Origin of the sequence: Nocardia sp. NPDC058058, assembly GCF_042885355.1 — a bacterium.
Taxonomy (GTDB): Bacteria; Actinomycetota; Actinomycetes; order Mycobacteriales; family Mycobacteriaceae; genus Nocardia.
In genome coordinates this window covers 1,178,222-1,200,455 of the sequence record NZ_JBHVSA010000003.1, presented here as the reverse complement: position 1 = coordinate 1,200,455, position 22,234 = coordinate 1,178,222, and the positions used below count along the sequence as shown (strand labels likewise).

Sequence of the window (22,234 nt, the reverse complement as noted above, 5' to 3'; positions counted from 1 at the left end):
TGGATCGGTCGAAATAGTTCAAGCGCTCGGCTCGCGAAAGCGGCGTACGAGCACGAGCAGTAGTGGCGCGCCGACAACCGCCGTGACGATGCCGAGCGGTAATTCCCTGGGCGCGAACGCGGTTCGAGCCACGATGTCGGCGATCACCAGGAAGATCGCGCCGAGGAGTGCGGACACCGGAATCAGTCGACGGTGTGCGCTGCCGGCCACCAGCCGTGCCGCATGCGGGACGATCAGGCCGACGAAACCTACGGCTCCGGCGACGGCGACCACCGCGCCGATGCACAGCGATACCACCGCCAGCGCCGCCACCCGCCACCGAATCGGTGCGAAGCCGAGGGTGCGCGCGGTGTCGTCACCGACGGCGAGCGCGTCGAATCTGGTGGCCATCAGGAACAGCACCACGGTGCATCCGGTCACCGCCGCAGCCGTGGTCGCGACCGCGGGCCAGGCCGCCGATCCGAGTGATCCGAGTAGCCAGAACAGCACGGCCCGAGCGCCTTCGGGCGAATCGGAGGCGAAGATCAGAAAGCTGGTCGCAGCCGAGAAGATGTAGCCGATGGTGACCCCGCCCAGCAACAACCGCAGCGATGTCAACTGCCCATTGCTGCGGGCCACCGCGAACAGTAGTCCGGTGGCGCACAGTGCCCCGGCGAACGCACTCCCGGACAGCAGCCCGCCCGCGCCCACACCGAACAGCAGCGACAGCGCCGCACCGGTCGACGCACCGGACGTGACACCCAGAATGTGCGGGTCGGCAAGCACATTGCGCACTACGGTCTGCAATACCGCGCCACTCACGGCCAGCCCGGCCCCGACCAGCGCACCCAACAGCACTCGGGGCACCCGGACCCGCCAGACGATGGCGTCCTGAGCCGCGGTCCAATCCCGCAGTGCGGGAACGCCGAACGTGTGATGCCCGATTATGCGCGCGACCGTCCCCGGCGGCACTCCCACCGGACCGATGCCACACGCGCACACCACCACCGCCACCAGCGCTGCCGTCAGTCCGACGATCCACGCCGCCGTCGTCCAGCGTCGCCGGGCATGCCCGAGATCATCGGGCTCCGGAGCGGCCTCCATCACATGCGTCAATGTCATTGCAGCACTGCCGTTTCCGCACGGTCACCGGTCTTCTCCGGGTCGGCTTCGGCATCGCGCTCCTGTGCAGGCATTGGAACGCCCGGACCGTGCTCACTCGGCGCAGACCGGCTTCTTGGCCCGAACAGCAGTTGGGTCGCACCGAAGGCCGACGAGCGGTGGATACGGACCCGGTACACGGGTTCGAGCACCTCCGGAGTCAGCACCTCATCGACGGTTCCCGATGCCACGACCTGCCCGGCGGCGAGCAGCACGATGCGGTCGCAGTATCGAGCGGCCAGGTTCAGATCGTGCAGGACGATCACCGTGGTGACCGCGAGTTCGCCGAGCAGACTGAGCAATTCGTGCTGATAGTGGATGTCAAGGTGATTGGTGGGTTCATCCAGCAGCAGGTGGTCGGCCTGCTGCGCCAGAGCGCGGGCGATGAGCACCCTCTGGCGTTCACCGCCGGACAGCGTGGAGTACGCGCGCTCGGCCAGCTCGCGCGCACCGACGCGGCGCAGTGCCGCCGCGGCGATCACGTGGTCGGCGCGGGAGTACCCGCGCACCGGCCCGGCCCACGGCGCTCGGCCCAGCATGACCATATCGGTCACGGTGAGCGGAGTGTGGGTGGGATTCTCCTGGGTGACGACGGCCAGCCGTGCGGCCAATTGTCTTCCGCGCAAATCCGATACGGCGATATCGTCGATCAGGACCGTCCCGGTGCGCGGCCGCAGCGCATGATGAATCACCCTCAGCAGGGTCGACTTGCCCGAGCCGTTGGGGCCGATCAGCCCGACCGTGGAGCCGGTCTCGGCGATCAACCCGGCACCGGAGACCACTAACTCTCCGCCGTACCCGAAGCTCACCTCTTGTGCGCTGATCATCGCGCGAGCACCCCCTGCCAATCCGGTGGGGCTGGACGCCAGCTGCGGTGGATGCTCACCTGCGTCGCGAAGTCCGACGAAATGCGTTGCGCTTCGGCGACTTTCCCTCGATAGTCCGGATCGTCGTCGGCGAGCAGAATGCCGGTGGTGGTGCCGCTGTGCGCGATCACCACCCCGAGAGCGCCCATGCGGCGCGCCGCAGAGCGGGCCGAGTCCAGATGCGGGCGTTCGCGCAGCACCGAGTTCATGAGCGCACTGCGGGTGGCGATTTCGCCGATTCCTCGGTGATCGCGGCGCGCGACGGCGTCGGTGAGTCCGGTGAGCAGCCGGGTGTACTCCCGCTTATCGGCTGCGGTGAAAGGCTTTTCGTGCCGGTTGAATTCCACGGTGTCGAGCTGTCCGCCCTCGTCGGCGAGCACGATGGTCAGTCGCGGCAGCTGCGCCAACCTGGCGAGCAGGCGCACCTCCCGGTGGTAGAAAGCCACCGCACCCGGATACATGACACCGTCCGAAGGTTCGATATCGCGCAGGAGATCCTCGATCTCGGCGGCGTGGATGCGACGGCCCTGCGCATCGGCGATGGCGCGCGCGGTGGCAACCAGATCGGCCGTCGAGCTGGCCAGGCCCTTACCCTCGGCGAGTTCGCTGATGATGGTGAGCCGCCCGCCACGCGGGCCGCCCGCACGCTCGAGCATGAGCTCGGCCAGAGCGCGGGACTTGACCTTGTGCGGCGGGATGGTGTCGATATCACCTTGGGCGGCAAGGGGTTCGAATACTGCGACCGAGCCCTGGCGAATGGGCAGTGTCACCAGGAAATCGCGATTATCGGCGGCGGTCACCCCCTGGAGCAGTTCACCGCAGCTGCCGAAGGCGCTGCCGACTCCGGCGCGGCGTAGTCCGTTCACCGCGTCCCGGACCGGTCCGGGCGGCGCGCCACCACATGCAGGCGATCACCGGTCAGCGCGGTGGACCGTACGCCATCGGCGGGCCACGCTGGATCGGTGAGCGGTCCGGGCTCGTCGAAGAGTGCGAGCGGCTCGAATCCGGCGCTGCGCAGCAGGTATCGCAGCTCCTCGGGGAACAGCAGCCGCCACGCGGTGTCCTGCGCTATCGGTCCGCCACCCGCCCAGGTCCATTCCCGTCGCCGCCGCAGCAGCTGCGCGGGAAGGTCCAGCGACAGCGTGGTGCGCGAGGTGTATGCCACACCTTCCCAATCGATTTCGCGCACGGATACCTCATCGAGCAGCTCGCGCCGTCCGCGATCGGTGAGCAGGAACGCGCCATTGCGCATTTCCATGACCAGCAGCCCGCCGGGCCGCAGGCATGACGCGAAACGATGCAGGGCGGCAACCACATCCGCGGTGGAGTGCAGGTGCAGCAGTGTGCTGCCCAGACAGGTGACCACGTCGACCGGTTCGGGTGCCTCGACCAGGCGCGCATCACCGACCTCGAAGGCGACGTTCGGATATTTCGCGCGGGCGTAGGCGACCATGCGCGGTGAGATATCCACGGCGGACACGGCGTAGCCCAGTGTTGCCAGGTGCGCGGCGTCACGCCCGGTACCCGAACCGACATCCAGCAGTCGCGGTGCGGTATCGCCGGGGGCACTGCCGAATTCGGTCACCAGGTCGTGGACGAAGCGGGCATTGCGCTCGCCGGTATCGGGGAAGGTCCGCTCGTACAGCGCGGGATTGTCGGTGAGCAGGTTCTCGGTGGCGAACACCGGTCCCGCAGTGGGACTGGTCATCGGGGTTCTCGACTTTCGGTTTCGGGGTGCGCTGCGACAGCGGAACTGGCCGTGGTGGGGTCGTTTTCGATAATCGGGCCGGGCATATGACCGCCGCGATACAGGACGGTCACCGCGAGGGCGGCCATTCCCCCGGCCCCCGCGCACAGGAGCGCGGGAGCCCACGCGAGCGGTCCGCCGCCGCGATCCACCGCCACACCGGCCAGCGAGGTCAACACCACGGTGTAGACCCCGGATACGAGATAGAAAGCGCCGAAATAGGTTCCGGTCAGCCGTTCGCCACCGAAGGCAGCGATCAGCTCATTGACGAAGGGCTGCACGATCATCACGCCGACGGTGAGCACTACGACTGCCCCGAGGATGGGGACCATCCGCAGTGCGACGGCCGGCACTCCGTCTCCACCCTCGGATTCGATGAAAAGCGCGCCCAGCGGGGGAATTACGAACGCGGCACCCATGATGGCCAAGCCCGCTGCCATGGCGGGCCCACGATCACCCCGCGCCATCCGCTGGGTGATCCCGACCTGCCACAGCAGAATCACCGCGGTGTCGACCAGGAACAGCGCCGCAACCGCACCGGTCCCGTACGGACCGGCTACACGCTGTGCCTGCAAGGTGAGCAGGAAGTAGCTCTGGCTCTGCAAGGCGAACATGCCCGCCAGCGCCGCCGCGAAAGCCCAGAAGACGCGGTGGGACAGCAGGTTTCGCATATCCCGCAGTACCCCGTGCTCGGCCCGGGGCACCGGCCGTGCCGGCAGCAGAATCAGCTGTGCCACGGTGAGTGCCAGGAAGATCGCGGCCGAGACCCCGGCGGTGAGCCGGAATCCCATGGCCACCAGCACCGTTCCGGCCAGTGGCCCGACCGCTGAACCCACATTGCCGAACACGTTGAACAGTGCGAACGCCGACGCGGAGCGTTCGGCGCTGTCACGAGCGATATAGGCGCGCACTGCCGGGTTGAACAGCGCCCCGGCGAATCCGGTCAGCACCGAGGCGAGCAGCACCATCGCCAGCGATCCGCCGATGGCGAACAGCGCGAAGCCGATCGCGCGAATACCCGCGCCCACGATGATCACCCCGCGCGCGCCCAGCCGATCCGAGATCGCCCCGCCCACCAGGAAAAGGCCCTGCTGGCTGAGATTTCGCACCCCCAGCACCACCCCGACCACAGCGGCCGACAGCCGCACATCGGTGAGCAGGTATCCGGCCAGGAATGGCATGAGCATGTAGAAGCCGATATTCCCGGCCAGCTGGTTCACCAGCAGCAGCCGCACCGAGAGCGGGAAGGACCGGAACAGGCGCAGGGTGGTCACGATTCGCCTCGAAGTCGCACGCCGAGTCCGGGTGCGGCCGGGCGGCACAATCGGGAGTCGATCCCGCCGAGCCCTTCCCAGGGGTCGTGGCACAGCAGCAGGTGCCCATCCAGATCCACCCACCGGGCCGCGCCGGACAGATGTGCGGCCGCCGCGATACTCGCGGACGTCGATACCTGGCAGCCGAGCATCACTGCGACCCCGTGCCGCCGCGCCCAGTCGATCATGGCCAGCGCCGCATCCAAGCCGCCGCATTCGGCGAGCTTGATATTGATGCCTCCCAGGCCCTCGGGCAGAGCATCGAGATCGGCCAGGGTTGCGGCGTCTTCGTCCGCGATGATCGGCAAGGGCACCGACTTCGCCACTGCTACAAGGGTTTCGGGATCACCGGCGGGCACCGGCTGTTCGACTGCGGCGATATCGAATTCCTCGAGCTCACACAGCACTGCAATCGCGGTTCCGGTGTCCCACGCGCCATTCGGGTCCAGCAGCAGCTCGGCCACCGGTGCAGCGCCTCGGATGGCTCGCACGCGCTCGATATCGTCGCGCGGGTCGGACGCGCCGAGTTTCACCTTCAGGGTGGTGAAGCCCCGCCGCGTCACCCGCTCCGCGGACCGGGCCGCAGCCTCGGCCGGGACTATGCCGATGGTGTACGCGGTCGGAACGCGGTCCCACACCGGCATTCCCAGTAGTTCATGCAGTGATACCCCGGCCTCGAGGGCGAGCCAATCGTGCACAGCGGAGTCGATCGCGGCGGCCACCGGCAAGGCGTGTGCCAGCCGATTGCGCAACTCGGGCAACCGTTCTCGCAATTCGCGAGGGTGCGAGGTGTCCTCGAGCCACGCGGCCGCAGTCACCAGCGCACGCTCGATCGCCGGAACGTCGAGCCCGAGTCGCGGGCTCGTCACAACTTCACCCAACCCGCGAATATCGCCGTGCGACATGGTCACCCACACCGCGTCCCGCTCACTCATCGACGCGCGGGAGATTCGCAATGGCTCAGCCAATGTCAACCGGGTGACACTGTGGTCCAGCCTCATACCGGCACCCGCGCCCCGGCCGGATCGCGGACCACACGACAGCGCGCCCACCCGTCGACTTCGACGCCGTCGGGGTGCGCGATCTCCACCGGGCGAGTCACGCCGGGCGTGAGTAGCCCACGCGTCGTGCACCATTCGTCGTCGTAGATGGTGCGCAGATAGCGATGCGGGCCGTCCGGAAAGACCGTCAGCACCCGGGCTCCGGGCTCGCGCCGCGCGGCCCATCCGGCGACCAGGGCCGCCGCGCCGGTACTCCAGCCGCCCGCCAGCGTGGTGCGGGCCGCGACGGCGCGGCAGGAGGCGACCGCTTCGGCCGGACCCACCCAGTGGACTTCGTCGTAATCGGGGTACCTCACATTGCGCGGCAGGATGCTGCTGCCCAAGCCGCGCATGTGACGCTGGCGGGCGGGCTGGCCAAAGATGCGTGATCCGACCGAGTCGACCCCGATCACCCGCAATCCCGGCCATTGGCGCCGCAGCACGCGGGTCAGTCCCGCGCAGTGACCGCCGGAGCCGACGGTCGCGACCAGGACGTCGACCCGGTCGATCTGTTCGATGATCTCGCGGGCCATGCCCGCGTAGCCGGAGGCATTGTCGGGATTGTTGTACTGGTCGGGCCAGTACGCGCCGGGCGTCGCAGCGAGAATATCCGCCAGGCGGTCCAATCGCGCCTGCTGCCAACCGCCCTCGGGATGCTGGTTTTCGACCACGTCCAGGCGGACGCCGAGAGCGGTGAACAGGGCGCGCATATCGCGCTCCAGTTCGTCGTCCACCACCAGGATGACCGGGTGCCCGAGCGCGCGGGCCGCCAGTGCCAGCCCGATACCCATGGTGCCGCTGGTGGATTCGACCACCGTGGCACCGGGAACCAGCTCACCCCGCGCTGCCGCTCCGGTCAGCAGCGCCATTGCCGCGCGGGCCTTCATCCCGCCGATTCCGGCGGACTCGATCTTGGCGTGAAATCCGGTGCGGCCGTCGTCGGCGGGTATCCACGCGAGCGGAGTGCCGCCGACCAGGTGCAGTAGCCCGGGATTGCCGAACTCTATCCGCGACAAGGAAACTCCTCGGATCGATAGTGGTAGTGCGTGCTGGGACCGCCATCGAGGGAGAAGAAGGGGTACGGCTCGGCCGCCACGGCCCTCAGGCCCGGTTCGCCGAGGAACCACGGCAGCACCGAGCTGCCGGTCTGGGCGAACATCACCAGCGGAATACGCTCTCGCCGTGCCTGTTCCAGTAGACCGTCGAAACTGTCATTGCCCAGGCACATTCCGGTGACCAGCAGTGCGTCATAGGGTTCGGTGACCGCGGCGATGCCGGTGCGCACCGGCTCATTCCATTCGGTGACACCGCCCGCCAGGTCGCACGGGATGTAGCCGATGGCGCGCTCACGCAGCTGTGCCAGTAGCGAATTCACCACACCGATCACCAGGACGGTGCCGGTACCCTCGGGCAGGAGGTCGATCACTCCGGCGGCCCGGATGTGCGACTTCGCCAGCGATGACTCCCCCGCCACCACGATCGGTGCACCGCGCACGGCTCCGGCGTCGGGATGTGGGCGGGCATGGGCGAGGTAGGCGTCCAGCGCGGCAATGCGCACCGTGCCCAGCGGGTGGTCCAGCAGTTCGGCGATACTCGCCCCAACGCAGGCGTCGACCGCGCCCGAGTGATCAGCGCGGGCGTCAGGTTCGAAGGCACACGATCCGACTCCGGCTCCGACGCGCAAGCTCAGAATCTCATTGCGGTACTGCTGATTTCGCCCGGCATGGCGGGTGCTGTGCTGGGTAAGGAAGGCGCTCGCCACCCGCACCTCGGCGGGATCGGGACCGATTCGCCCCGCTCGGACCCAGGATCGCAACTCTGCGATCGAATGCGGCCGGGTGCGCTCGTCACCGCTCACCGGTGCGGTTGTGCCGGCGGTCATCCGGGCACACCGGCTCGGTCGAAGCCGACGCGTAGCGATTCGATGAGTGCACGGGCCGAATCGCCTGCGGCACCGAACTTCTCATCGACGACCATGACGTGGGCGAGGTACCCGTTGTTGTTCTGCGCGGCCTGCACCCGTTTGCCCGAGGCCGCCACGTCGTAGTCCACGATTCGGGTGTCGAGCGGCCAGTCCTCGGCCCCGGTGATATCCGCGAGCACACCGCTCTCCTGCGGTACGAGGAAAGCTATTGCCGCGCTGGCGACTCCGGTCGAGGTAGTGCGGAGATCCGGTTCGCGGCCCAGCGCCAGATCCGCGCAGACCGCCGCCAGATCGATTCCGGTCACCCGACGCACCAGCTCGGTGATCCGATTGCCCGCCGGGCGAGGATTCACCTCTACCAGTCGCGGTCCACTCGCGGTCAGCTTGATCTCGGTGTGCGCCACCGTATTGTCCAGCCCCAGAGCGGCAATGGCCGCGCAGGCGACCTCGGCGATCCGTGTCTCCAGCTCAGGTTCCAGCGCCGCGGGGAACATATGCCCGGCCTCGATGAACCATGGCGCGCCGATCACCTGCTTGTCCGTGATTCCGATCACGGTGGTGTTCCCGCCGAAAGTGACTGTCTCCACACTGAATTCGGGACCGTTGAGACACTCCTCGACCAGCATCTCGGCCGCGCGCGCCTGGCCGCGCGCGTTCACCGGGAATCCGGCGATATCGGCGGCGGCCGCACGCAACTCCTCGGCGTCGTTCACGCGCCGCACGAACATGCCGCCGCACAGGTCGAGCGGTTTCACCACCACCGGATATCCGATTCGCTCGGCAGCGGCGATCAGGTCGGCGACCTGCGCGGCAATCGCGAATTCCGGGCCGGGAACCCCTGCGGCGCTACAGATTCGGCGAGTGCTCGCCTTGTCACACGCCGCCGCGACCGCCGCACGGCTCGGTCCCGGCAATCCCAGTTCGGCCGCCACCGCCGCCACCGTCGGCAGGTAGTAATCGCACGAGGTCGCTACCCCGTCGAATTCGAACACCTCGTGCAACCGCCCGAGCCAGGGCAACAGCCCCGCCTCGTCATTGGTCTCGGCGGTCACGATATTGGCCGCCCCGAGCAGTGGATGCCCGGTGGACGACCCCGCCCGCAGATAGTGCCCCAGGTCGCGGGTCAGGAAGCTGAATCGATCCCCACGCTCCCGAATCGCCTGTGGCAGCAGGGTACTCATCGAACCGACCCAACTCTCGATCATCAGCAGATGTCCCACTCGGCCTCCCTCGTTCCGCTTGACGAGCGCTAACGATAACGATTGTCATTAACGTTGTAAACCCGTAGGCTCACCCACCGCCGGGTCCGGCGGCAGGGCTCCCCAGCCCGAACCGATGACATCGCCCGTGCGCAATCCGCAACACCTGATGAGGAATTCGAGGTCCATTCATGGGGTTCACCCACCGTCCCGCACTATCTGTCGCACTGCTGCTCGCAGCCGCGTGCGTCACCAGCGCCACCGCCACGGCCACCCCGGCGAGCCCGGAACCGGCGCTGAACTACACCGCCACCGTCGACCCGACCAGCACGGTGATCCGCACCGACGCCGGATCGCTGGTCGCCGATGACCACACCTTCAAGATCGTGGCGGCGGACGGCACCATCCTGGGCGGCACCGAACTCGCCTTCCGCGTAGACGATTTCGTGTTTCCCATCACCGCGCGGATCGAGGACCGCACCGCGACGCTGACGCCCCGATTCGATCTCGCGCACGCGGTCTACCGGCCGGTGGCGCTGCCGTTCGAGAACTCCGCCCCGTGGCGCACGGAATACGAACGCGAACAGGCGGCGTGGAGCCGCATGACCAGCACCATCAGTTTGGGCGCGACCATCGGCACTTTGGTCGGCGGCATCGGCGGCGCTGCCGTCGGATGCCTGATCGGCGGTGCGGCCGGGGCGACCCTCACCGGCGCACTCACCGCCATGTTCGGCGCGCTGCCGGGCGCGGTGGTCGGCTGCATCGCGGGCACCGCGGCGATCGGTTTCCTCGGCACGCTCGCCGGGCAGCTGTTCATCACCGCGCCCGCCGCGATTCTGGGCGCGGCGCAATACTTCACCACGATCACCTCCCCACTCCAGGGGAAGTAGTCACGCGATAAATCGATGGCGGCCGCCGTGGGGCCGCTGTTACCGTTGCCGCCGCGCCACTCGGGCGCGTACGAATCGTCTGTGGAAGAGGGTGTTTTGATGACCCGGAATGCGCCGAGAGCGCCTCGCGGTGTGGCTCCGGCTCGAGCGATCGCTGCCCGCACCACATCTGCCGATAGTCGCTAGCGTCATCGAGGCGCTCTCGGCCTACTCCCGCTGCCAGCTTTCATGCTCTCGGCCTAGGAGTGAACCGAGTTGTCCGACAACACCTTTACCCATCATGACCCCAGTCCCGCACTGCGGACCGGGACCTTTTCCTGTATGCGTTGCAGTCTCACCGTGGCTCTACTCGGGCCCGACGGCGAGCGGCGCAATCACTGCCCCAGCTGTCTGCATTCGCGGCACACCGTCGACCAGGTCGAAGGTGGCGTCTCCGAATGTCAGGGGCGGATGGCTCCGCTGTCGATCGCGGTGTCGCGCAACGGCGAATGGGGCATCGTGCATCGCTGCACGCGCTGCCACGAACTGGCGCTGCACACGGTGTGCGGTGACGACAATCAGCTGATCCTCATGCGATTGGCCGTGCGTCCGCTTGCCGAACCACCGTTCCCGCTCGAAGTGTTCGGCGATCTCTAGGAGCCGGACATGCCACGAAAGAACAACGCGATTGCCCATCGCCGGCAACGCGGGAAATCCGTATTGCACGGCCCCGGTGGGGAATCCGGTGATTCGTTCCGATGCGTGGGCTGTCGGCTCGATGTCCCGATCACCGCTCCGGGGACCGGACATCGCAACCACTGCCCGCACTGTTTGACCAGTCGGCATGTGGACCGGGTACCGGGCGACCGGGCCGAATCGTGCCGCGCCCGCATGCGGGCGGTCAGCATGACCGTCCGCGACAACGGCGAATGGTCGCTGGTGCATCAGTGTCTGGCGTGCGGGACATTGAAAATGAACCGCATTGCCGGGGACGACAATGCACTGGCGTTGATGCGAATCGCGGTGCGCCCCTTGGCCGATCCACGAATGGGCCGGCGGGTACTGCGGTCGCTGTGAGATTCGGGGCGGTCGCTCAGTAACCGGCGACCGCTCCGTCTAGCGCTGCTTGCAGCTCGGCGCGGGCAGTACGCGTGATGTCGGCGGGTTGGGACGGCAGTTCGGCGAGCGGCATCCCGAAGTAGAAGCTGGCCGATCGGACATCGGCCTTGCTCAGTTCGGCTGCGGGATCCGGGCGCGGGCCGTAGCTGAGTCCGAGGCTGACCAGCACCGGGTCCGCACCGAGTTCGCGGGCGCGCCGGACGATATGCCCGATGCCGCCGCCGAGCTCGAGCACCCGTGTGTGGTCGACGGTGTTGCAGGTGCCCTCGGGGAACAGTGCGATGCTGTCGCCGCGTGCCATGACAACCGCACAGGTGTCGATCAATCGCTCCGAAGCAGCGTCGACCGGGTCGGTTCCGTGATCCTTGCTGCGGAAAACCGGCAGGCCACCCATCATGTCGAGCGTGTTCCGCAGTTTCGGGTTGGCGAATACCTCGTGTTTGGCCAGCACCCTGGTGTGCCCGATGACGGGCCGCAATGGACTGCGCCACGCCGCCGCGCTCACCGTATAGGGGTCGTTCTCCGACAGATGGTTGATGGATATGAGCAGTGGACGACCGTCGGAGACGAAGTCCCGCAATGCTTTCCGCGCACCAGGCGCGTAGTTCACCCGCGGCCGAAACCGACGACCGAGCAACCAGTACGCCGCCTTCGCCTTCAGCAGATTCTGCCGATGATCGCGGTAGTAGTCGTACACGGCGTCGAAGTTCTCGAGGGTGACCTCGGGCGGTTCCATAGAGATAGCGTATAGCCAGCAAATATTGTGCCCGCGACCCCCGCAGCAGTCGACAGCTCACGCTCCGCGCAGGTGTGATTTCGGGCTAACGCTCTCACCGATCACGGCGTTGGGATCGATGTGAGCGGCCGCGGTTGGCGGCCTCGGCCTATTCGTGTAGCGCGCAGGCGAGTTCGGCGAGCTGGCCGAGGGTGTTGTCGAGTTGCTGATAGCCGTGCTGTTCCAGGTTCTCGGTCACCTGATTGGTGATCAGCGGTCCGGAGAAGGTGAAGCCCGCGGTGATATTGCTGCCCGCGTCCGTGCTTTGCAGCCAGTAGGTCAGGTCGTACTGGATGCCGGTTCTTCCCTTGCCACGCAACGCGATTCGGTAGGGCTCGTCAAGCCGGGTGACCGTCCACTCGACTTCTTCGAGCATTCCGTGCAGCAGCACCTCGGCCACTACGACGGACCCTTCGACCAGCCGCTCGGGCGGCGTGCCGACGAAGTCATGATGCATGCCGAACCAGTGGTCCCAGGTGGTCGGCGCGACGATGGTGTTGAACAGGGATTCGAGAGTTCCCGGCACGTCCCTGCTGAGAAGTAGCGCTCCCATGGCGGCTCCTTGAAATATGTTGGCGGCGAGTCAAAACGGGTGCGCAACGCGGATTGCCGACTGCCTCCGACGAACTTCCCCCCGAAGCCGGTGCCGACGATCTTGACACACCGCAAACCAGAGCACAACATAGGCATTCAGCCTGGTTAACAGCGATCTTGCAAATGAAATTACATTGGCGTGAGTCAAAGCTGAACTGACCGTGTCGAGTTCGATTCCCGGACGTTCGATCAGGTGCGCCGAGCGCTACCGCTGCGCGCTCATAGCTCCCCGCTCCAATATCCTGAGCGTCTCGAGCGCGTCGTGTGGATCAACCGGGACTGGCGTGCCATCGAGCAAGGCAGCGGCCATTGCCCGGTAGAACGCGGGATAATCGCCGGGCTCGGTGGGAATTCGATCGGTATCGCCCTCGGTCCCCAATAGGCCCCAGCGATCGGATTCGACCGTGCCCCAGCTTTGCCCGTCTCCCGGGCGACGACCGGCGCGCAGATCCGCTTCCTGTGGATCGAGACCATCGATAACGAAGGCGCTTTCCGATCCCAAAACACGGAACCGCGGGCCGATCTGTGCCGACACCGCACTCATCCACAAATGAGACCGGACACCCGACTCATGAGTGAGCGCGAGAAACGCATCATCGTCGGCTTCCACTCCCGCACGCCGACGGTCACGTTCGCAATAGACATCGACAACCGGTCCGAACAGAATCAACGCCTGATCGACAAGGTGACTGCCGAGGTCATAGAGATATCCCGCGCCATCAGCAGCTCCCCCGAGCTCGCGCCACCCACCTTTGCCGACGGGCCGCCACCGCTCCATTCGCGACTCGAACCGCTGCACCTCCCCCAAACGGCCCTTCTCGATCAAGCTTTGGACCGTGCGGAAATCGCCATCCCATCGCCGGTTCTGAAACACCGACAAAGCCACTCCACGCCCCTCGGCAGCGGCAATGACCTGCTCAGCCTCAGCAGAGGTGACGGTGAGTGGCTTGTCCACCACAACCGGTATCCCAGCCTCGATCGCCTCCAGCGCAAGCGAAGCATGGCTGCGATTGGGAGTCGCGATCACCACCAGATCGATCCCGGACGGATCAGCGAACAACTCCGGGGGCGTGGCAAGGACCCTTACTCCCGGATGTTCCTGCCGCGCCTGTTCAGCGCGTTCAGCTGATGAAGTGACCACCACATCCAAGCGCATACGTGGTTCGGCGGCGATCAGCGGTGCATGAAACACCGACCCGGCAAGCCCGAAGCCCACCAGCGCCACTCGAAGTTCCGGCATCTCGCTCTCCCTTGCACCGATGGTCCGGCTTCCGCAGCCGCGGGATGGCTACGCCGGGAACTGTGATTCGCACATGCAACGCCAACTGGATTTCGTGAGCCCGAGTGTAGTTCCCGGCGGCAATCAATCTCTGACGTGCATGGACGGCTAGGCTGATGTCGGACTCACCCCATCAGGAAGGGCTACTCGTCCGATGCCCGAAAAGGTGTCCAAGGAAAAGGTTTTGGCATATATCGTTCGCGACGGACGACTGCTTGTGTTTCGTCACCTCGACCACTCGTGGGAGGAAGTCGGCGTCCAAGTGCCGGCGGGGAGTGTGGAGGCCGGGGAGACGCCCGAGGAGGCCGTTCTGCGGGAGGCGCGGGAAGAGACCGGGTTCAGCGAGTTCACGATTGTGCGCAAGCTTGGCGAGGACATCTATGACATCAGCCCTTACCGTTTCGAGATCCAGCATCGGCATATTTTCGAGCTCGAGATTGGTGGTGACACACCGGAGCGGTGGAATAGCCGGGAGGACCACGATGGTGTGGGCGAGCCGACACGGCTGGAATGCTTCTGGATTCCGTTGGAAGCCGCACACGTCTTGCAATCGGGGCAGGGTGCGCTGATCGGCCGACTGTTCGCCTGAGCGATCGATGCCTGATCCGGACCGTAGAGCGGTGAGCGAAAGAAGCGATCACGCGGCTCCGTGGCCGGATACCGATGTCGGTTGACGATCCGCCGCGACAGTGCCGGCGTAGAAGTCGAGGTGTGCGCGGGCGGCGCGATCCCATCGGAATTGTGCGGCCAGGGTGCGACCTGTGGTGGCGCGTTGTGGGTTGTGGGGCAACGCCTCTCGCAGGCGTGCGGCCATCTCGGTCGGGGAATGTGCGTAATGGACGGCGTTTTGGAAGACCTCGCGCAGGACGGGTAGGTCGCGGGCTACGACGGGGACGCCTGCTGCCAACGCCTCCATGGCCGCGAGGCCGAAACCTTCCTTGGTGGAGAAGAACGGGAGGACCTGGGCTGCTGCGATCAGGGCGGGTAGGTCGGCGTGATCGACTGTGCCCAGCAGAGTGACGTCGATGCCGAGTTCTGTTGCACGGGTGTCGAATTGGGTTCGGTAGTCGCAGTAGTCGAAGAGGGTTTCTCCGCCCGCGATGACCAGGCGCAGATCGGGGTGATCGCGGTGTAGTAGTGCGAACGCCTCGAGCAGATCGAGACTGCCTTTGCGGGGTTCGATGCCTCCTACCGCGAGCACGTAGCGGCCCAGGCGGGTGCGCCAGGTGGATCGGCGTGCGGTTGCGGCTGGGTCGGTGCTCGCGGCGGCGGCGAAGCGGTTGTATTCGACGCCGTTGGGGATGACGGTGGGGGTCAGGCCCCAGCCGGTGTGGACTTCCTCGGCGACGGCGGTCGAGACGCAGATGTGGGCGTAGGGGGTGGTGATGGCGGCTTCGTGGCAGCGGGCGAGTTCGGGGGTGGTGAAGCTGTCGAGGTGGTGGATGGTGCGGATGCAGGGGCCTACGGCGTTGGCGCTGATGCAGTCTTGGGCGTGAACGATATCGAAATCGGTTGGGGTGAAAGCGGTTCGGAGAGTCTCGATCGAGCGCAGGATTCTGGTGCCGACGTTTTCGCCGTCGAGCGCGGTGAAGGGGACGACGCGCACACGCACGGCTGGGTCGACGGGGCGGAAGAATGCTTGGTCGCCGCCTCGGCCCAGGGTCCAGACCGTGACCTCGGCTCCTTGGCCGGCGAGGGCTTCGGCGAGGTTGAGGGTGTGCACGACGCCGCCGCGGGGCTTGGTGGAGTAGGTCAGCAGGGCGATACGCATCACTCAAATCCTTTGTCGTGCAGGAGGTTGACGTAGGTGTCGGTGCGGCGTTCGGTGAGGTGGTGCAGGACGCGGCGGGCGCGTTGGACCTCGGTGGCGATGTCGATATCGGCTACCGCAAGGCCGCCTTTGGTCCAGGTTTTGGCGAGGATATCTCCGCCGGGGCCGACGATTTTGGCTTGACCCAGGAAGCGGAGGCTGCCGGTGGTGCCGGTTTGATTGGAGGAAGCGAGCACGATTTGGTTTTCCGCGGCGCGGGCTTGGTCGTAGAGGTCGAACAGGCGCGATTGACGGTCGTTGGGCATGCGGGAGGCGCGGTCGGTGGTGCTGGCGGGCCAAGCCGACAGGGCCGCGATCGTGTGTGCGCCGCCGAGGGCCAGTTCGCGGGCGGATTCGGGGAAGGTTTTGTCGTAGTCGATGAGCATGCCCATGCGGCCCAGCGGCGTGTCGAACGCGGAGAAGCCTTGTCCCGCAGCGTAAGCGAGGTGCTCTCCCGCAGGTTGATGCACCTTGCGGTGGCGGCCCAGCACGCCGTCACCACTGAGGCAGACCGCGGAGTTGTAGCGCAGGCCGTCCGCGTGTTCGGCGTAGCCGACGCATACGACCATGTCCCCGGCCAAGCGGCTCAGTAGCCGGATTTCCGGGCCGTCGCCGTCGATCGCTTCGGGGCCGGTGGCGGGGTCGGGGTTGCGTAGATCGCCGATGTAGCCGCCCAGGCTCGCATCGGGCAGCACCAGCAGTTGCACGCCGTCGGCTGCCAGGCGCTCGATGATTCCGGCGATCTTCTCCAGCGCCCGCCCGATGTCAGCGCCGAAATGTGCTGCGACAGCGGCGATTCGCGTGACCGGCATCGGCTACGCCACCGCTGAGGCGTGGACCCCGACGGTAATGCGGTCGGCGAGGTATTCCGCGTCGCGGGCGATCGCCGCGAACCGGCCCGAGCCCCAGGTGTGCAGCCACGGCAGGCCCAGGAAGTACAGGCCGGATGTGGTTGTCACGCCGCGGTTGTGGCAGGGGTGCCCTTCGCCGTCGAATACGCCCGCGCGTAGCCATCGGTAGTCGGTGCGGAATCCGACGGACCACAGCACCGAGGTGATGCCGTGGGCGGCGAGGTCGAGTTCGGTTGCCCCGGAGTCGGGTTGCCACACCGGGGTGTAGCGGGGTTCGGTCGGCGCGGTGAGGTGCTCGCGGGCGATGTAGGCGTCGATGGAGTCCTTGATGCTCTCGGCGACCGCGTCGGCGCTGTCGAGGGATGCGGCCAGCGATGAGTCGAAATATGCTGTGCCGCTGTTGATATCGACCAGTCGTCCGTACAGGCCCATTCCTTGCCGTGCGAACGCACGCAGGTCGATGTCCCGGCCGCCGTCCCGGCCGGTGACGTAGTGATTGGTATTCTCCCGCTTCCCCAGACCGCCGGGCTGATCCTGAATCGGTATGTCGTAGTGGCCCATATCGTGCAGCCATGCCACGCAATCGCGGCCGCGGTAGAAGCGTGCGACCCGGGGAGCGTTGCCGACCGCCAGGTGCACCTGCCGCCCCGCCAGATGCAGGTCCTCGGCGATCTGGGCACCCGATTGCCCGGTACCCACGACCAATACCGCGCCCTCGGGCAGGTCGTCGGCATTGCGGTACTCCGCCGAATGCAGCTGGGTGATCCAGGCGGGGAGCTTCTCGGCGAAGCGCGGAATGGTGGGGATATGGTAGCCGCCGACCGCGACCACCACCTGATCGGCGTGCATCGGCCCCACACTTGTGCCGAGTGCGAATCCGCCGGTGGGCGACACCGTGAGGTCGTTCACCTGCACGCCTTCGCGCACGGGTGGGTCGAAGGTTTGCGCATAGCCGAGCAGCCAGGCGTAGACCTCATCGCGCGCCATGAACCCGTGCGGGTCGGGACCGTCGTACCGGTAGCCGGGCAGCACGCACTGCCAGTTCGGGGTGACGAGAGTGAAGTTGTCCCAGCGGGTGTCGGACCATTCGTGGGCGATGGTGTCGCGCTCGAGCACCACGTGATCGACGCCTCCGCGCGTGAGGTGCCAGCTGATCGACAGGCCCGCTTGGCCGCCGCCGATCACGATCACATCGTGATGCTCGGTGGAATAGGTTGTCATGACCGGCCTTTCGGTGTCGCGGCGGCCACCGACGGCGGTGTCATCGACAGCACCCGCACGGTTCCACTGGACGAGAGTGCCTGCGCGGCAGTGGTTTCGATGGCTTCGAGGGTGGCCGCCGCGGAGGTGCACGAGAATCCGTACTTGGCGCGCACTCGCTCGGAGGCGATCGCGAGCGCGGTCCGGACGTGGGCGAGGAATTCTTCGACCGGATAATCGATGCCGACCTCGAGATGGTCGTGAATGACCAGCGAGGGTGAGTAGCAGTTCTGAACTGCCCCGTCCGGCCAGCGCACCTGGAAATGCATCTCAGGCATGTTCGACCACCAATCCCGCAGGCCGATCCGGTTGTCCGACAACGCCGTAGCGCTGGGTGACACTGTGATAGAGCTCGGGGCGGCGGTCGCGCAGGTTGTACATGCCGCCGTCGCGGGCGAGCGCCAGCACGTGGTCCAGATCCACTGTGGCAGTAGCCAGTCCGGCGCTGGTTCCGGTGGTGGCGAGCACATCGCCGCCCGGGCCGACGATTTTGGCGCTGCATACGAAGCGCAGCGATCCGAAGGTTCCGGCCTGATTGGAGGCGACCCACACCACCTGGTTCTCCACGGCGCGAGCGCGGTCGAAGATGTCGAAACGCTGTGTCCAGCGGTCGTCTTCGAGCCGGTCGGCGGCTCCGGTGCGGGCGGTGGGCCAGGCCGAGAGCGAGGTGATGATCTGCGCACCGTCCAGGGCCAACGCCCGCGCGGCCTCGGGGAAGGCTTTGTCGTAGCAGATTTGCATACCCATCCGGCCGACCGGAGTGTCGAAAGCGCGGTATTCGAACCCGGCTGCGTAGCAGAGGTTTTCGCCGAGTGGCTGGTGAACTTTGCGATAGGAACCCAGGATTCCGTCCCCGGTCAGGGTGACAGCGGCGTTGTAGCGGTCCTCGCCGTCGGCTTCACAGAATCCGAGTGTCACCACCAGATCTCCGGCCATGGCCGCGACCGTGCGCAGCTCCGGTCCATCGAGGGTGAGAGCCGGTGGCAGACTGCGCATTCGGCGGGCTCGGGCTTCCTCGGTTTCCTCGCCGCCGCCCAGGCTCGGTAGGTAGCCGCCCAGGCAGGCTTCGGGCAGCACCAGCAATCGGCTCCCGCGCGCGCGGGCGGTGTCGATGAGGGTGCCGATGGTGCGGTAGCAGTTCTCCATATCGCGGCCGAATTCGGCGGCCGCCACGGAGATGGTCAGGTCGTTCATGAGATCCCCAATCCGGTAACGGATCCCGTCACCGCGGTGGTCGTGATGCCGTCCGGCCAGCGCAGCCGGACGCCGGGGGTGGTGGTCAGTTCGCCGCAGATCGCCGAGGTCGCCGGGCTCGCGGCAGAGCTGGCGGGGGTGCCGGGGCGATCGGCGGTCAGCATGGCGAAACCGGGAAAACAGGTGAGCCAGTCGGCCATTGCGGCGTTCTCGGGTTTGGGCAGGCGCGCCAGATCGATCTCGACACCGACGCCGCTGGATTCGGCGAGCATTCCGGCGGTGCCCGCGATACCGGCCATGCTCACGTCCTTGGCAGCGTGTGGACGGCGCTCGGCGACGACGCGGCCCAAGGCGCGCAGCTCCTCGCCCGACCGATGTGAAGACGAATCCCATTGCCGCCCGTGGTATCCGGTGCGCCACCCGCCGTCGAGATCGGCGGTAAGCGCGAGCTGGTCCCCTACCCGGCCGCCACCGCTGGTGACCGGGCGATCGGTGCGGCCCAGCGCGGTGACCGACAGCGCCGCCGGAACCCCGAGCTGGGTGTGCCCGCCCAGGATGGGCACCTGCCAGATCGCACTGGCCTTGCCCAGTCCGCGCAGGATCCGGGTCAGCAGTGAGCGGGTGGGGGCGGCGACCGCGTCGAGCATCGCGACAGGTTCGGCACCCATCGCGGCCAGATCGTTGAGGTTGACCAGCACCGCGCACCAGCCCGCCCACTCCGGATCGCGTTCGACCATCGAGGGCACGATGGCGTCGCACGCCGCGAGCAGATCGCCGCCCGGCACCGGTGCGGCGTCGTCGCCGCGAAACCCGCTGCCGCCCAATGCCATCGGATGCACATCCAATGCCGCGAGCGCCGGTCCGAGCATGGATTTGGTGGCGTCGGCCAAACGCTGGATGCGATCGATAGGCCACCGCATACCTACATGCGGTACACCACCCAGGCTGCTCGGTCCGATCGGCGTCCAGCCCAGATCGGTGAACATCGCGGCATGGCGGGCCTGCACGGTGGCTTCGAAGCGCAACACGTTGTTGGTCTCGGCGTACGCGCATGCCGCACGTACGAGGGCTTTGCCGATGCGGTGTGTACGCAGCGCTTGGTCGACGACCAGACGACTGCCGGTCCACCAGCCGATATCGGCAGGTGTGGCAGGGGCCAGGCGCACGCCACCGAGCACCGTGCCGTCGGGTGCGGTGGCGACCAGTACTCGGGTGCGCGGGTCATCGTCGAGATCATCGGCATCGCTGCCGGTGAACAGGCCCTGATCGATGACGAAGTTCTCTCGGCGCAGCCGCCGATAGGCGCGCAGATCGCTCAACTCGGCCTCGCGAATCACGAGCCCGTCGCCGTGCCCGGCCGGATTCCCGGACAGCACACACGCTCCGATGCCCGGATTCCGCGCCTCGCCGGACTGAGAGTCCAGCCACGATCGCGGGGTTGCCTCGCGCTGGGAAGTAGCCATCTCAGCCCCCGGCGCTCTGCAGGACCGAGCACGCTCCGCAGGCCGCGCATCCGGCTTTCTGTGCGGCGCCGAGCATTCCGGCGCGCTGCAATTCGTGCGCGACCCGGCGGGTGATCGATTCCAGGTACTCGGGGTCGGGTGCGCTGGCGTGATCGATATCGACCGCGAGGGTTCCCGCCAGCGGCCGGAATGGAACGATGAATGGATAGACGCCCATATCGATGAGTTCGGTTGCACCGGAGACCAATTCGTCGGGATCCTCACCGAGACCGACAAGCAGATAGGTCGAGACTTGGTTGCGGCCGAAGACTCGCACCGCTTCGGTCCATGCCGCGCGGTATTCACTCAGCGGCACAGTCGATTTGCCCGGCATCCAGCGTGCTCGCACTCGATCATCGAGTGACTCCACGTGAATGCCGATCGAATCGGCACCGGACGCGTGCAACTCGCTCAGCGTCGACAGTTCGGCCGGGGGCTCACACTGCACCTGGATCGGTAGCTCCGGCACAGCTTGTTTGACCGCGCGCACGCATCGAGTCAAATGCCTTGCACCACGGTCTTTTCCGGCGGAGGTACCGGTGGTCATCACCATCTGCCGTACCCCGTCCAACCGAACCGCGGCCGCGGCGACCTCTGCGAGCTGCTCGGGTCGTTTCACCGCGATCGTTGACCCTGCCTCGAGCGAGGCTTCGATGGCGCAGAAGCGGCAGCGCTGGTCCTCGCCGTAGCGAATGCACGTCTGCACCACCGTCGTGGCGAGCACATCCGCGCCATGTAGTTTGGCGATCTTCTCGTACGAAATCCCGTCCGCCGTCACCAGATCGTAGAAGCGGGGCCGCTGCACCGGCTCGACCGTCACCCCCAGATCGGTGCCTTCGAATAGGAGCCGATTCCCGCGCACGCTGTATGGACTCGCGCGCCGGATGGGGATGGCAGCGCCGGCACCCCCGATCAGGACATGACCGTCATCGCTGGGACCGGCACCGGAACGGCGCTGCACCGGCACATCGACGCGAATTCCGAGCAGCGCCAGGTCTACTCGAGTGGATACCTCGGTCATGGCAGGCCTACAGCTGGTAGGTCGAGTTGATGATGGCGCCCTTGCGGGCGTAGTGGATCAGCGCGTCCTGCACATCGAGCGGATGCGCGGGAATGACGCCTTCGATCAGATCCTCTTCGCGCGCACCGTGCAGCGCCAGCCCGAACCGGCACGCGAATACCTTCCCGCCCTCCTTGATGAAGGTCGAGAGCGCGTCATTGATGTTCTGCTCCCCCGGGAACCCGCTATCGCCCGTGGTCGGAAAGCCGCGCGTGGCAATGGCATTGATCGCGCCGGGGCCATAGAAGTAGATGGCCGACTCGAATCCCTTACGCAGCGCCCGGGTGGCTTGCAGGATCGCCACGAAGCTCACCGACGACTCGTGCGCGATCCCGTGCACCAGCGTGAAATACGTTTCCCCGACCTCGGCCCGGTAGTCGGGGAAGATCTTGGTGGACCCGTAGATATTGGTCCCCTTCGGCAATGCCGGATGCGGAATCTCCGCCAGCGACGCGGCGATGTTCTCCTCGATCGCCTTGTCGATATCGACCGTGGACTGGGTCAGTTCGGACATGAGGTTCTCCCTGGAATTCGCGTGGACCGATGAGCGAGGCGAACCGGCGCGGTTCGGTGTGGGCACTTTCATCGGTGAAACCAGTTGACGTCCGGTCGATTTCGGAATGGTTACATCCGGAACATTTGCCGATGTCGAGAAGCTCACGGAGGCGGGATCGCGATCGATGTCGAAACTG

At 66.6% G+C, this 22,234-nt stretch carries 24 protein-coding genes; 4 read left to right on the top strand and 20 right to left on the bottom strand.

What is annotated here, in order from left to right:
- Window positions 1-18: 18 nt before the first annotated feature.
- From ACFVUS_RS29200 to ACFVUS_RS29160, 9 genes are read right to left on the bottom strand one after another with little or no spacing between them, the layout of a single operon-like run.
- A complete protein-coding gene (locus tag ACFVUS_RS29200; RefSeq protein ID WP_387773389.1) occupies window positions 19-1,101 on the bottom strand; it encodes a FecCD family ABC transporter permease in 1,083 nt (360 codons plus the stop codon).
- On the bottom strand, window positions 1,098-1,967 hold the full coding sequence (locus tag ACFVUS_RS29195; protein ID WP_387773386.1) for an ABC transporter ATP-binding protein: 870 nt from the start codon (window positions 1,965-1,967) through the stop codon (window positions 1,098-1,100). Before ACFVUS_RS29195 ends, ACFVUS_RS29200 begins: the two co-directional genes overlap by 4 nt.
- A complete protein-coding gene (locus ACFVUS_RS29190; protein WP_387773383.1) occupies window positions 1,964-2,872 on the bottom strand; it encodes a hypothetical protein in 909 nt (302 codons plus the stop codon). The genes ACFVUS_RS29195 and ACFVUS_RS29190 overlap by 4 nt, the downstream gene beginning before the upstream one ends.
- The gene (locus tag ACFVUS_RS29185; protein ID WP_387773380.1) at window positions 2,869-3,714 is read right to left on the bottom strand and encodes a class I SAM-dependent methyltransferase; all 846 of its coding nucleotides are present in this window, start codon (window positions 3,712-3,714) and stop codon (window positions 2,869-2,871) included. Before ACFVUS_RS29185 ends, ACFVUS_RS29190 begins: the two co-directional genes overlap by 4 nt.
- Window positions 3,711-5,027, bottom strand: a complete 1,317-nt coding sequence (locus tag ACFVUS_RS29180; protein ID WP_387773377.1) for an MFS transporter — start codon at window positions 5,025-5,027, stop codon at window positions 3,711-3,713. Before ACFVUS_RS29180 ends, ACFVUS_RS29185 begins: the two co-directional genes overlap by 4 nt.
- Window positions 5,024-6,067 (bottom strand): enolase C-terminal domain-like protein, encoded by a 1,044-nt coding sequence (locus ACFVUS_RS29175; protein WP_387773374.1) that lies wholly within the window; start codon window positions 6,065-6,067, stop codon window positions 5,024-5,026. Before ACFVUS_RS29175 ends, ACFVUS_RS29180 begins: the two co-directional genes overlap by 4 nt.
- Window positions 6,064-7,122 carry a PLP-dependent cysteine synthase family protein gene (locus tag ACFVUS_RS29170; protein ID WP_387773371.1) on the bottom strand — a complete coding sequence of 353 codons (1,059 nt, stop codon included), beginning with the start codon at window positions 7,120-7,122 and terminating at the stop codon, window positions 6,064-6,066. The genes ACFVUS_RS29175 and ACFVUS_RS29170 overlap by 4 nt, the downstream gene beginning before the upstream one ends.
- Window positions 7,110-7,988 carry a hypothetical protein gene (locus ACFVUS_RS29165; protein ID WP_387773368.1) on the bottom strand — a complete coding sequence of 293 codons (879 nt, stop codon included), beginning with the start codon at window positions 7,986-7,988 and terminating at the stop codon, window positions 7,110-7,112. The genes ACFVUS_RS29170 and ACFVUS_RS29165 overlap by 13 nt, the downstream gene beginning before the upstream one ends.
- Entirely contained in the window at window positions 7,985-9,211 is a 1,227-nt protein-coding gene (locus tag ACFVUS_RS29160) for an ATP-grasp domain-containing protein (protein WP_387773365.1), read from the bottom strand. The genes ACFVUS_RS29165 and ACFVUS_RS29160 overlap by 4 nt, the downstream gene beginning before the upstream one ends.
- 209 nt (window positions 9,212-9,420) lie before the next feature.
- Between ACFVUS_RS29160 and ACFVUS_RS29155 the strand changes: the two genes are divergently transcribed.
- From ACFVUS_RS29155 to ACFVUS_RS29145, 3 genes are all read left to right on the top strand, one after another.
- Window positions 9,421-10,119, top strand: a complete 699-nt coding sequence (locus tag ACFVUS_RS29155; RefSeq protein WP_387773362.1) for a hypothetical protein — start codon at window positions 9,421-9,423, stop codon at window positions 10,117-10,119.
- A 321-nt stretch (window positions 10,120-10,440) separates the two neighbouring features.
- A complete protein-coding gene (locus tag ACFVUS_RS29150) occupies window positions 10,441-10,755 on the top strand; it encodes an RNHCP domain-containing protein (protein ID WP_387773359.1) in 315 nt (104 codons plus the stop codon).
- Window positions 10,756-10,764: 9 nt separating this feature from the next.
- On the top strand, window positions 10,765-11,175 hold the full coding sequence (locus tag ACFVUS_RS29145; protein WP_387773356.1) for an RNHCP domain-containing protein: 411 nt from the start codon (window positions 10,765-10,767) through the stop codon (window positions 11,173-11,175).
- A 16-nt stretch (window positions 11,176-11,191) separates the two neighbouring features.
- Here ACFVUS_RS29145 and ACFVUS_RS29140 read toward each other — a convergent pair whose 3' ends face one another.
- From ACFVUS_RS29140 to ACFVUS_RS29130, 3 genes are all read right to left on the bottom strand, one after another.
- On the bottom strand, window positions 11,192-11,953 hold the full coding sequence (locus ACFVUS_RS29140; RefSeq protein ID WP_387773353.1) for a lysophospholipid acyltransferase family protein: 762 nt from the start codon (window positions 11,951-11,953) through the stop codon (window positions 11,192-11,194).
- A 148-nt stretch (window positions 11,954-12,101) separates the two neighbouring features.
- A complete protein-coding gene (locus ACFVUS_RS29135) occupies window positions 12,102-12,545 on the bottom strand; it encodes a hypothetical protein (RefSeq protein ID WP_387773350.1) in 444 nt (147 codons plus the stop codon).
- Between the two features lie 246 nt (window positions 12,546-12,791).
- On the bottom strand, window positions 12,792-13,826 hold the full coding sequence (locus tag ACFVUS_RS29130; protein WP_387773347.1) for a Gfo/Idh/MocA family oxidoreductase: 1,035 nt from the start codon (window positions 13,824-13,826) through the stop codon (window positions 12,792-12,794).
- A 193-nt stretch (window positions 13,827-14,019) separates the two neighbouring features.
- Between ACFVUS_RS29130 and ACFVUS_RS29125 the strand changes: the two genes are divergently transcribed.
- A complete protein-coding gene (locus tag ACFVUS_RS29125; RefSeq protein ID WP_387773344.1) occupies window positions 14,020-14,454 on the top strand; it encodes an NUDIX domain-containing protein in 435 nt (144 codons plus the stop codon).
- Window positions 14,455-14,502: 48 nt separating this feature from the next.
- Here ACFVUS_RS29125 and ACFVUS_RS29120 read toward each other — a convergent pair whose 3' ends face one another.
- From ACFVUS_RS29120 to ACFVUS_RS29085, 8 genes are read right to left on the bottom strand one after another with little or no spacing between them, the layout of a single operon-like run.
- Entirely contained in the window at window positions 14,503-15,636 is a 1,134-nt protein-coding gene (locus ACFVUS_RS29120) for an MSMEG_0565 family glycosyltransferase (RefSeq protein WP_387773341.1), read from the bottom strand.
- On the bottom strand, window positions 15,636-16,487 hold the full coding sequence (locus ACFVUS_RS29115; RefSeq protein WP_387773338.1) for a carbon-nitrogen hydrolase family protein: 852 nt from the start codon (window positions 16,485-16,487) through the stop codon (window positions 15,636-15,638). Before ACFVUS_RS29115 ends, ACFVUS_RS29120 begins: the two co-directional genes overlap by 1 nt.
- A gap of 3 nt (window positions 16,488-16,490) precedes the next feature.
- On the bottom strand, window positions 16,491-17,747 hold the full coding sequence (locus tag ACFVUS_RS29110) for an MSMEG_0569 family flavin-dependent oxidoreductase (protein ID WP_387773335.1): 1,257 nt from the start codon (window positions 17,745-17,747) through the stop codon (window positions 16,491-16,493).
- Window positions 17,744-18,064, bottom strand: coding sequence for an MSMEG_0570 family nitrogen starvation response protein (locus tag ACFVUS_RS29105; RefSeq protein WP_387773332.1), 321 nt, complete (start codon window positions 18,062-18,064; stop codon window positions 17,744-17,746). The genes ACFVUS_RS29110 and ACFVUS_RS29105 overlap by 4 nt, the downstream gene beginning before the upstream one ends.
- Window positions 18,057-18,980 (bottom strand): carbon-nitrogen hydrolase family protein, encoded by a 924-nt coding sequence (locus tag ACFVUS_RS29100; RefSeq protein ID WP_387773329.1) that lies wholly within the window; start codon window positions 18,978-18,980, stop codon window positions 18,057-18,059. Before ACFVUS_RS29100 ends, ACFVUS_RS29105 begins: the two co-directional genes overlap by 8 nt.
- Window positions 18,977-20,443, bottom strand: a complete 1,467-nt coding sequence (locus ACFVUS_RS29095) for an MSMEG_0567/sll0787 family protein (RefSeq protein WP_387773326.1) — start codon at window positions 20,441-20,443, stop codon at window positions 18,977-18,979. Before ACFVUS_RS29095 ends, ACFVUS_RS29100 begins: the two co-directional genes overlap by 4 nt.
- A 1-nt stretch (window position 20,444) precedes the next feature.
- Window positions 20,445-21,503 carry an MSMEG_0568 family radical SAM protein gene (locus ACFVUS_RS29090; RefSeq protein WP_387773323.1) on the bottom strand — a complete coding sequence of 353 codons (1,059 nt, stop codon included), beginning with the start codon at window positions 21,501-21,503 and terminating at the stop codon, window positions 20,445-20,447.
- Window positions 21,504-21,510: 7 nt separating this feature from the next.
- Window positions 21,511-22,056: an MSMEG_0572/Sll0783 family nitrogen starvation response protein gene (locus ACFVUS_RS29085; protein ID WP_387773320.1), complete on the bottom strand. Its 546-nt coding sequence runs from the start codon at window positions 22,054-22,056 to the stop codon at window positions 21,511-21,513.
- Window positions 22,057-22,234 lie beyond the last annotated feature (178 nt).

What these genes read in the sequence shown, in the direction of transcription:
- ACFVUS_RS29200 (WP_387773389.1), bottom strand. Translation starts at nt 1,101, where the DNA reads ATGACATTGACGCATGTGATGGAGGCCGCTCCGGAGCCCGATGATCTC.
- ACFVUS_RS29195 (WP_387773386.1), bottom strand. Translation starts at nt 1,967, where the DNA reads ATGATCAGCGCACAAGAGGTGAGCTTCGGGTACGGCGGAGAGTTAGTG.
- ACFVUS_RS29185 (WP_387773380.1), bottom strand. Translation starts at nt 3,714, where the DNA reads ATGACCAGTCCCACTGCGGGACCGGTGTTCGCCACCGAGAACCTGCTC.
- ACFVUS_RS29175 (WP_387773374.1), bottom strand. Translation starts at nt 6,067, where the DNA reads ATGAGGCTGGACCACAGTGTCACCCGGTTGACATTGGCTGAGCCATTG.
- ACFVUS_RS29165 (WP_387773368.1), bottom strand. Translation starts at nt 7,988, where the DNA reads ATGACCGCCGGCACAACCGCACCGGTGAGCGGTGACGAGCGCACCCGG.
- ACFVUS_RS29160 (WP_387773365.1), bottom strand. Translation starts at nt 9,211, where the DNA reads ATGAGTACCCTGCTGCCACAGGCGATTCGGGAGCGTGGGGATCGATTC.
- ACFVUS_RS29155 (WP_387773362.1), top strand. Translation starts at nt 9,421, where the DNA reads ATGGGGTTCACCCACCGTCCCGCACTATCTGTCGCACTGCTGCTCGCA.
- ACFVUS_RS29150 (WP_387773359.1), top strand. Translation starts at nt 10,441, where the DNA reads ATGCGTTGCAGTCTCACCGTGGCTCTACTCGGGCCCGACGGCGAGCGG.
- ACFVUS_RS29145 (WP_387773356.1), top strand. Translation starts at nt 10,765, where the DNA reads ATGCCACGAAAGAACAACGCGATTGCCCATCGCCGGCAACGCGGGAAA.
- ACFVUS_RS29140 (WP_387773353.1), bottom strand. Translation starts at nt 11,953, where the DNA reads ATGGAACCGCCCGAGGTCACCCTCGAGAACTTCGACGCCGTGTACGAC.
- ACFVUS_RS29135 (WP_387773350.1), bottom strand. Translation starts at nt 12,545, where the DNA reads ATGGGAGCGCTACTTCTCAGCAGGGACGTGCCGGGAACTCTCGAATCC.
- ACFVUS_RS29130 (WP_387773347.1), bottom strand. Translation starts at nt 13,826, where the DNA reads ATGCCGGAACTTCGAGTGGCGCTGGTGGGCTTCGGGCTTGCCGGGTCG.
- ACFVUS_RS29125 (WP_387773344.1), top strand. Translation starts at nt 14,020, where the DNA reads ATGCCCGAAAAGGTGTCCAAGGAAAAGGTTTTGGCATATATCGTTCGC.
- ACFVUS_RS29120 (WP_387773341.1), bottom strand. Translation starts at nt 15,636, where the DNA reads ATGCGTATCGCCCTGCTGACCTACTCCACCAAGCCCCGCGGCGGCGTC.
- ACFVUS_RS29115 (WP_387773338.1), bottom strand. Translation starts at nt 16,487, where the DNA reads ATGCCGGTCACGCGAATCGCCGCTGTCGCAGCACATTTCGGCGCTGAC.
- ACFVUS_RS29110 (WP_387773335.1), bottom strand. Translation starts at nt 17,747, where the DNA reads ATGACAACCTATTCCACCGAGCATCACGATGTGATCGTGATCGGCGGC.
- ACFVUS_RS29105 (WP_387773332.1), bottom strand. Translation starts at nt 18,064, where the DNA reads ATGCCTGAGATGCATTTCCAGGTGCGCTGGCCGGACGGGGCAGTTCAG.
- ACFVUS_RS29100 (WP_387773329.1), bottom strand. Translation starts at nt 18,980, where the DNA reads ATGAACGACCTGACCATCTCCGTGGCGGCCGCCGAATTCGGCCGCGAT.
- ACFVUS_RS29095 (WP_387773326.1), bottom strand. Translation starts at nt 20,443, where the DNA reads ATGGCTACTTCCCAGCGCGAGGCAACCCCGCGATCGTGGCTGGACTCT.
- ACFVUS_RS29090 (WP_387773323.1), bottom strand. Translation starts at nt 21,503, where the DNA reads ATGACCGAGGTATCCACTCGAGTAGACCTGGCGCTGCTCGGAATTCGC.
- ACFVUS_RS29085 (WP_387773320.1), bottom strand. Translation starts at nt 22,056, where the DNA reads ATGTCCGAACTGACCCAGTCCACGGTCGATATCGACAAGGCGATCGAG.